Here is a 6765-nt window from a genome sequence, read left to right as displayed (position 1 = left end):
ATTATACTTTTGGGATGGGGATGATGGATAGGAAATGCTCATTAGGTGGGTATAGGTATGGGTTTAATGGGAAGGAGAATGATAATGAGGTGAAGGGGGAGGGAAATGAGCAGGATTATGGGATGAGGGTGTATGATGGGAAAGCGGAGCGGTTTTTGAGTATGGATCCGTTGACGAGGGAGTATCCGTGGTATACGCCTTACCAGTTTTCAGGTAATACTCCTATACAGGCAACAGATCAGGATGGTGCAGAGACATTTCTCGAACAATTCCATTTCTCAAAAAGGCAATATGCTAAATTTCAAATCGCGAGAGCAAAATGGCTGGTAGAAGAAGAGCAAAAGAGGCGAAATATAGTTCTTATGGCCGATATTTATGGGAATGGCCATATTGGCTCAGAAGCGTTAGTTCGAGATCAATTAGCATATATTAAGGATGAGCATGATGAAGCAGTTGCTTCTGCAATTATCCAAGGGCGGTCTTTTGGATTCTTATTAGGCGGGGATCAATCAGCGCTGAAGTGGATTTTTGTTAAGGGGACAATGATGTCGTTTAGTGGGATTCCGGCTGGAAAATCTAGTGTTTTTCCTTCAACCATAAATGTTAGTGAACGCAGAAGTATTTCTACAAATGGAGTTGAAATGCCAGCTACAACAAGACCTATTGGAGTAAGCATTTCGAACATAGAAAGTACTGATGGCGGCGAAGTCCCCGGCAGAGTTCAATCCAGAATCAATATAACTAATGAGGGATGGAAACATTTACTAGATAGGCATTTTTCAGGAAGAAGGAATGCGTCACAGTTCACGATAACTCCTGAAATGTTGAGTAGTTTATTATACCAAGTTAGGAAGTCCCCTGTTATTAGGGCTACGACAGCAAAAGTAGATGGTAAGACAGAATTGAGGGTTTGTAAGACAAATTAAATTTAATAGTCCTATTGGATATGATAAATTTAAGAATTGGAAGTTTACTTCATTAATGACAGTTATGACAAATATTAATGGAGATTTGATTACAGTAACACCAGGTACAGTATATTATATAATGAAACTTATTGGTAGTAAAATAGAAAATGAACTTAGGACGTCACTTATAGCGTCGAGCCAGTCATTGTTTAATTCTAATAATGAAGTAATTAAGAAATTGAAGTTAGTTTATCCGGAGATGATTAGCGCATATATTCTTAATTGGATACCTGAACAGGGAGAATATATTTACTTTATATTAATTAACGGTTCTATTATTGTGCAGATTGAATGGAATCGAGAGGATGACGAATGTCATATTACAGGAACATTTAGCATACCTGAGTATTATAAAGGAATAACCAAGACTAGCAAACTTAAACTAACGATTGCTCTTGAACTAGCGACTAAAGAAATGAACAAGAATGCAGGTAAGTAAATAACTGATTTCGCATATTAATTATCTAATTGATGATTTTCATCAATAACGGTATTAATACTGAGTGAATTCAAATAAAGATTGCATCTGATTTTGGTTTTGCTTTAAGTATGGGATATGCTTGAGTAAGCCGTTGAAATTTATCTGAACAGGTGATAACAGAATTTGGTGAAGCAAAAACTGGAAGTATGTAAAGTCTCTTGCAGTATAAAGTTGAAAAATTCTATCGGTTATAAACTTACTGTAATAAGGCACCTTAACATTTCTCATAGAAAACGGACCTCTACATAACTGAGGCATGCAAAGCCAGCTATTGGCTTTGGCGATTGCCACCTTTGTCATTGACATATTAAAATGGAGATTTTTATACAACATATGATACGCAGGGTCGCGTGATAGAGTTGGGAGAGAATAGGGGGATACAGCGGTAGCTGCGGACGAAAAATGTATGAAGGACAACATTAAGGCTTTCAGAAATATTAAAGATTTAATAGAGTATGTAAATCCGAAGAAATAAATTGAATTATGAAGGATGCGATTTTTATAACAGATTCAACGTTTGAATTATCAGATTTTAAACTATATGCCATAGGCTTATTTAAGTTCGAGGATGCAAATGAATCTGAAATTGAATACTATATTCCAAATGAACAGAAAAGTTATTTTTCTATCTCGAAAGATAACAGTATGTTTAATCTAATGGAACCTAATGAACAAAAGAAAATAGTATCTGAATTCGATACCTTCAATGTTTTTGCCTGTTTGTTTTATAACTTTTCTTATTTACAAAGTTTAGCAGCATCTATTCCATCGGATAGAAAAATTATTATCGACAATGATCACGGAACAATTATGCAGACTGCGGAATTTTTAAAACTTAATTCCTATAAAGAATTTGTCAGAGGGTTTTAAATCAAGCAATTTGTTCCGAATAATCAATGGAAGTGCGTCTCGTAAATAATTGACGCACCTTTTGCTTGTTACACCGAGACTATAAAATTTCTTTTGTTTAACAGCTTACTCAGCCATAGCTCAAAATGAACCTTAAGACCGGGGAAGGCGCTGTTACCGCGCCATTTTCCCCTTCGCCATACCGGCAGGGTTCCAAACAATGGGAAGGTATTTACACAAAAAATTTGATACTCCCCCTGAAATCTTTCAATTCATGAATTGTATTGTATATAATGTCATATCCGCTTCATTTTCAAAATAGGATACTCCCTGCCAGCATCATCTTTTTCCGTTCTGCCAAATACTTTAAACCCCAGCATTTCATAAAAAGTTCTTGCATGATTATTTTGCTCATTCACATCAACTTCATTCGCACCCAAATTTGTCATGGCAAAATTCATTAGATACTTTCCTAAACCCTTACCCATATAATCAGGATCTAAAAACAACATCTCAATTTTTGTTTCATATAATCCGATAAATCCAACCAGCTCCTTATCCCCGGTTAAACAGAACACATCCAACGAAGAAAAGTCAAAATTCTGAAGCATTTCTTTTATCTCAACAAAATCATCTGCACGTAAAAAATCGTGCGTAGCCAGGACTGATTTTTCCCATACTTTTAGGATGCTGTCTTTGAAGCTAGGTGTATACTTCTCTATTTGATAGTTCATTGTAGACAGGGCTTTTTAAAAATGTAATTATACTGAAAATCTATAAAGAGGAAGACCGCCTTACCTTCCCCTTGCTTTATCACCAGTTAAAGTCATCACCGTACTTGTCGACATCGCCACTCTTTTTCCATCACTACGGAAGATTTCACACATATAATGACTGATGGTCTTCCCTTTCTGTAATGGCGATGCCTTTGCAGTGAGGACAGCATCAAAAACCGGCCTGTAAAAATTTATCTTCAGATCTATACTTGTGAAAGATTCACCTTCCCCTATAAAAGTGGAATGCGCTGTGCCGATGGCCGCATCAGCCAGTTCAGACAGCAGACCACCATGTATGGTTCCCTGCTGGTTGCTATGTTTCTCTTTGGATGTGTCAATCTGTAAGGTTGCCGTACCTGGCCCTATCTCCGTAATGGTGATACCCAACATTTGGGAGATGGGCGTAGGATATTGCATGTGTGTACACATTTCAGGCGTCAGCGTATTGTTAATCATGTGCTGGATATAATCCAGTACCGGAAGCTTTATCATGACTACCTTATTATTTTTTATAAGCAGTGATGGCGTATATCATCGGAATTTTATCACCCAGGTGTGTTATCCTGTATTTATTCGGCGCATACTCGATGGTCTTATTAAAACAATTGTACGGTGAATAATCATATTCATCGAAGGAATGGAGGACCAGCCCGTTTTGAATGAGACTATTCAATACTTCGCTCAGGCTGTGATTCCAGGCCACAGTTTTAACGGTTATGTCCGCTGCCTTGTCTGCATAGGTACCGGTTTCGGTCTCGACGATGGCCCCTGAATTAAAATAGCTGTAAGTGATCTTTTCAAAGTCGTTGTCATACATCCATACAAACGGGTGAAACTCCACAAATACCAACTTCCCATTGGGTTTCAGGAATGTTGAGATCACGCTGGCCCATTTGTTCAGATCTGGCAGCCAGCCTATCACACCATAGCTGGTGAAGACAATATCAAACTGTTGGTCAAGCACATCAGGTAGTGCATATACATCGCTGCATATAAAGTTGACAGTAGCACTCGCGGCTTTTGCCAGTTCCCTGGCGCGATCAATGGCGACGTTGGACAAGTCGACTCCCGTTACATCAGCGCCAAGTCTGCTCAGGGAAATTGTGTCCTGCCCAAAATGACATTGCAGATGTAAGACGGATTTACTTTTAAGATCCCCCAATAAGTTTAATTCAATATCGTTTAGAGAGCTTTTTCCCTGCAAAAAACCTTCTACATCATAGAAATCGGATTTTATATGTGCTTCCGTTTTGCTATTCCATGATTGGCGGTTGATGTCTAAATAATTATATTCCGGATGCATGTTTCCTGGATTGGTTTAAATGTTCACAGAGGTTTTTCCTGCGGCAATTGTATAAGCTTCTTTTAAGACCTCAGAATAAGTCGGGTGAGGATAACAGGCAGCGCCCATTTCGCTGGAGGTTACTTCTGCCTCTAAACCTATTACGGCCTGTGTGATGAGATCTGCCGCCCTCGCACCGATAATATGTATCCCCAGCAATTCCCCGTATTTGGGGTCAGAAAGCACTTTTACGAATCCTTCTGTTTCCATACCTGCCCGTGCCCTTGCATTGACGGCAAATGGAAATTTTCCTGTGTTATATGGAATCCCCTTTTTCTTTAATTCTTCTTCCGTGTAACCCACGGCGGCCACTTCAGGCCAGGAATAGACCACGGAGGGTATTCTGCTGTAGTCAATATGCGCCTGCTGCCCGTGTATCGTATCCATGACAAACATCGCTTCTTCCTCTGCTTTATGTGCCAGCATCGCTCCGCCGATCACATCCCCGATCGCATAAATATGTGGGACTGTGGTTTGTAAATGTTCGTTTGTTTTGATCGTTTTATTCGGATGCAATGTGACACCGGTATTTTCTAACCCCAGGGTGTCTGTATAAGGTTTTCTCCCGACGGCAACAAGGATGTAGTCCGCTGTCAGGTCCTGTTCAAGTCCCTGCTTATTCTTAAACCAGACCCTGCCTTTATCGCCCAGGTTTTCGCTTTTGTATACTGCCTCCTGCAACCTGATCTCTATTCCTTCTTTGGACAGTATCTTGTGCAAGGCAACACTCAAATCTTTGTCCATGGTAGGGATAATGTTTTCTGCATACTCCAGGATGGTGACCTTTGTGCCAATCCTGTTGAAAATAGAAGCCATTTCTACCCCAATTACACCGCCACCTATAATGACGATACTATTGGGTTTTTCCGGAAGACTCAGTGCTTCTGTAGAAGTGATGATCCTTGTTTTATCAATGCTTACGCCGGGAATGGTCGCTGGCTTTGAGCCGGTTGCGATAATGTATTTCCCGGCTTTGATTTTTATAGACTGATTGCCGGGTTGCTGTACGTTCAGGGTTTCATTATCTATAAATGAACCGGTACCCTGTAAAACCCTGATTTTATTCTTCTTCATCAGAAAGTCCAGTCCCTGCGTGTTCTTTGCCACTACATCGGCTTTCCGCCTGTAGAGTTGGGCGAAGTCGAGATGGATATCGGAAAAGCTGATGCCGTGGGTTTCAAATTTATGAACCGCATCAGCGTAATGGTGGGTGCTGTCCAACAGGGCTTTTGTAGGAATACAGCCAACGTTTGTACATGTTCCGCCCAGGGTATTGTATTTTTCTATCAAAGCCGTTTTATAGCCCAATTGAGCACTCCGTATTGCCGCAACGTATCCGCCAGGGCCAGAGCCGATCACGGCGATTTCAAATTCTTCCATTATATTGTATGCTTTAGTATTTAAATTATAGACCGAATGGTCTTTTCTGAGACAAAAAAATTACGCTTTCAAACCGACAATCATTTTTTCCAGGAACTCCATGGCGATTTTCAGTTCTTTGGTTCTGTTGGTAACTTTTGCCTGCATAAACGCTCCTTCGATCATTGAAATCATGATGACCGCTATTTCTACAGGGTCGGTATCTGCCTTTATCTCCTTTCTCTCAATGCCACGTTTTACCTGATTTTCGATGGAGGTTCTCCAGAAATCAACTGCCTGTTGTGCCCGTTCCTTTAACAGGGGATGGGTATCATCTGCTTCTGTAGCCGTATTCAGGATCGGACAGCCAGCCTGCAGGTAGGGATACCGGAAGTAGTTCCTGTAAGTGTTCGGGTAGACCAATAGTCGTTCGATTGCATTGTCGGTGGCCCGTATACGGGTTTTCATATGTTCAACAACCAGGTTGTAGTTGTGGTCGAAGGCTGCCAGGGCAACTTCGTCTTTATTCTCAAAATTGCCGTAGATGCAGCCTTTTGAGAGTCCTGTCGCACTCATAATATCATTCATGGAAGTACCGGCATACCCTTTGGTATTGAATAGGGGAGCGGTTTGTTCGACGATGAACTGTTTTGTATTATCTGACTTGGACATTTTCATATTTATGCAATGTGCATGCGAAGGTAGGGAAAAAATAAACCATTTGGTCTTTTTTTATTGAGTAGGTAATCTTTTCAGGCAGGAAATGGGAATGGGGTTTAAATACCAGCCGGTTTTTTGCGTTTGTCCCGGCGCTGTGTGTGAAAAATAGTTTGGGCCATGTTTTTTTTCAACAAGTGATCTAATAGAAAAGAGGGTGTCTCATAAGTAAATGAGGCACCCTCTCATTTTTTTGAGTTATATAGCATTTTAAGGGTCGCCCTATATTGATTTTTGGGTAATCGTTTTGAGAAGGAAAGTTTTTCAAATAGA

The 6765-nt window shown here is 40.2% G+C and carries 8 protein-coding genes; 3 read left to right on the top strand and 5 right to left on the bottom strand.

Annotation, left to right across the window (positions count from 1 at the left end; translation table 11 throughout):
- The 3 genes from ABDW33_RS31270 to ABDW33_RS31260 all read left to right on the top strand — a co-directional run.
- A partial coding sequence (locus tag ABDW33_RS31270; protein WP_343694021.1) for an RHS repeat-associated core domain-containing protein occupies positions 1–926 on the top strand: 926 nt, incomplete at its 5' end.
- 64 nt (positions 927–990) lie between these two features.
- A complete protein-coding gene (locus tag ABDW33_RS31265) occupies positions 991–1407 on the top strand; it encodes a hypothetical protein (RefSeq protein ID WP_343694020.1) in 417 nt (138 codons plus the stop codon).
- Between the two features lie 525 nt (positions 1408–1932).
- Positions 1933–2319 carry a hypothetical protein gene (locus tag ABDW33_RS31260; RefSeq protein WP_343694019.1) on the top strand — a complete coding sequence of 129 codons (387 nt, stop codon included), beginning with the start codon at positions 1933–1935 and terminating at the stop codon, positions 2317–2319.
- A 275-nt stretch (positions 2320–2594) separates the two neighbouring features.
- On the opposite strand, the gene ABDW33_RS31255 is transcribed toward ABDW33_RS31260, so the two are convergent.
- Genes ABDW33_RS31255 through ABDW33_RS31235 form a run of 5 tightly spaced genes read right to left on the bottom strand, consistent with a single transcriptional unit; the run spans position 2595 to position 6447 of the window.
- Entirely contained in the window at positions 2595–3032 is a 438-nt protein-coding gene (locus tag ABDW33_RS31255) for a GNAT family N-acetyltransferase (protein ID WP_343694018.1), read from the bottom strand.
- Between the two features lie 60 nt (positions 3033–3092).
- Positions 3093–3566, bottom strand: a complete 474-nt coding sequence (locus ABDW33_RS31250; protein WP_343694017.1) for a PaaI family thioesterase — start codon at positions 3564–3566, stop codon at positions 3093–3095.
- 10 nt (positions 3567–3576) lie between these two features.
- Positions 3577–4377, bottom strand: coding sequence for a class I SAM-dependent methyltransferase (locus ABDW33_RS31245; protein ID WP_343694016.1), 801 nt, complete (start codon positions 4375–4377; stop codon positions 3577–3579).
- 15 nt (positions 4378–4392) lie between these two features.
- Positions 4393–5796, bottom strand: a complete 1404-nt coding sequence (gene lpdA / locus ABDW33_RS31240) for a dihydrolipoyl dehydrogenase (protein ID WP_343694015.1) — start codon at positions 5794–5796, stop codon at positions 4393–4395.
- A gap of 60 nt (positions 5797–5856) precedes the next feature.
- On the bottom strand, positions 5857–6447 hold the full coding sequence (locus ABDW33_RS31235) for a TetR/AcrR family transcriptional regulator (RefSeq protein ID WP_343694014.1): 591 nt from the start codon (positions 6445–6447) through the stop codon (positions 5857–5859).
- Positions 6448–6765 lie beyond the last annotated feature (318 nt).

The organism is Chitinophaga sp. (assembly GCF_039596155.1).
GTDB lineage: Bacteria > Bacteroidota > Bacteroidia > Chitinophagales > Chitinophagaceae > Chitinophaga.
Note: the sequence above shows the minus strand (reverse complement) of the source record. Positions and strands in the feature narration are given on the sequence as shown.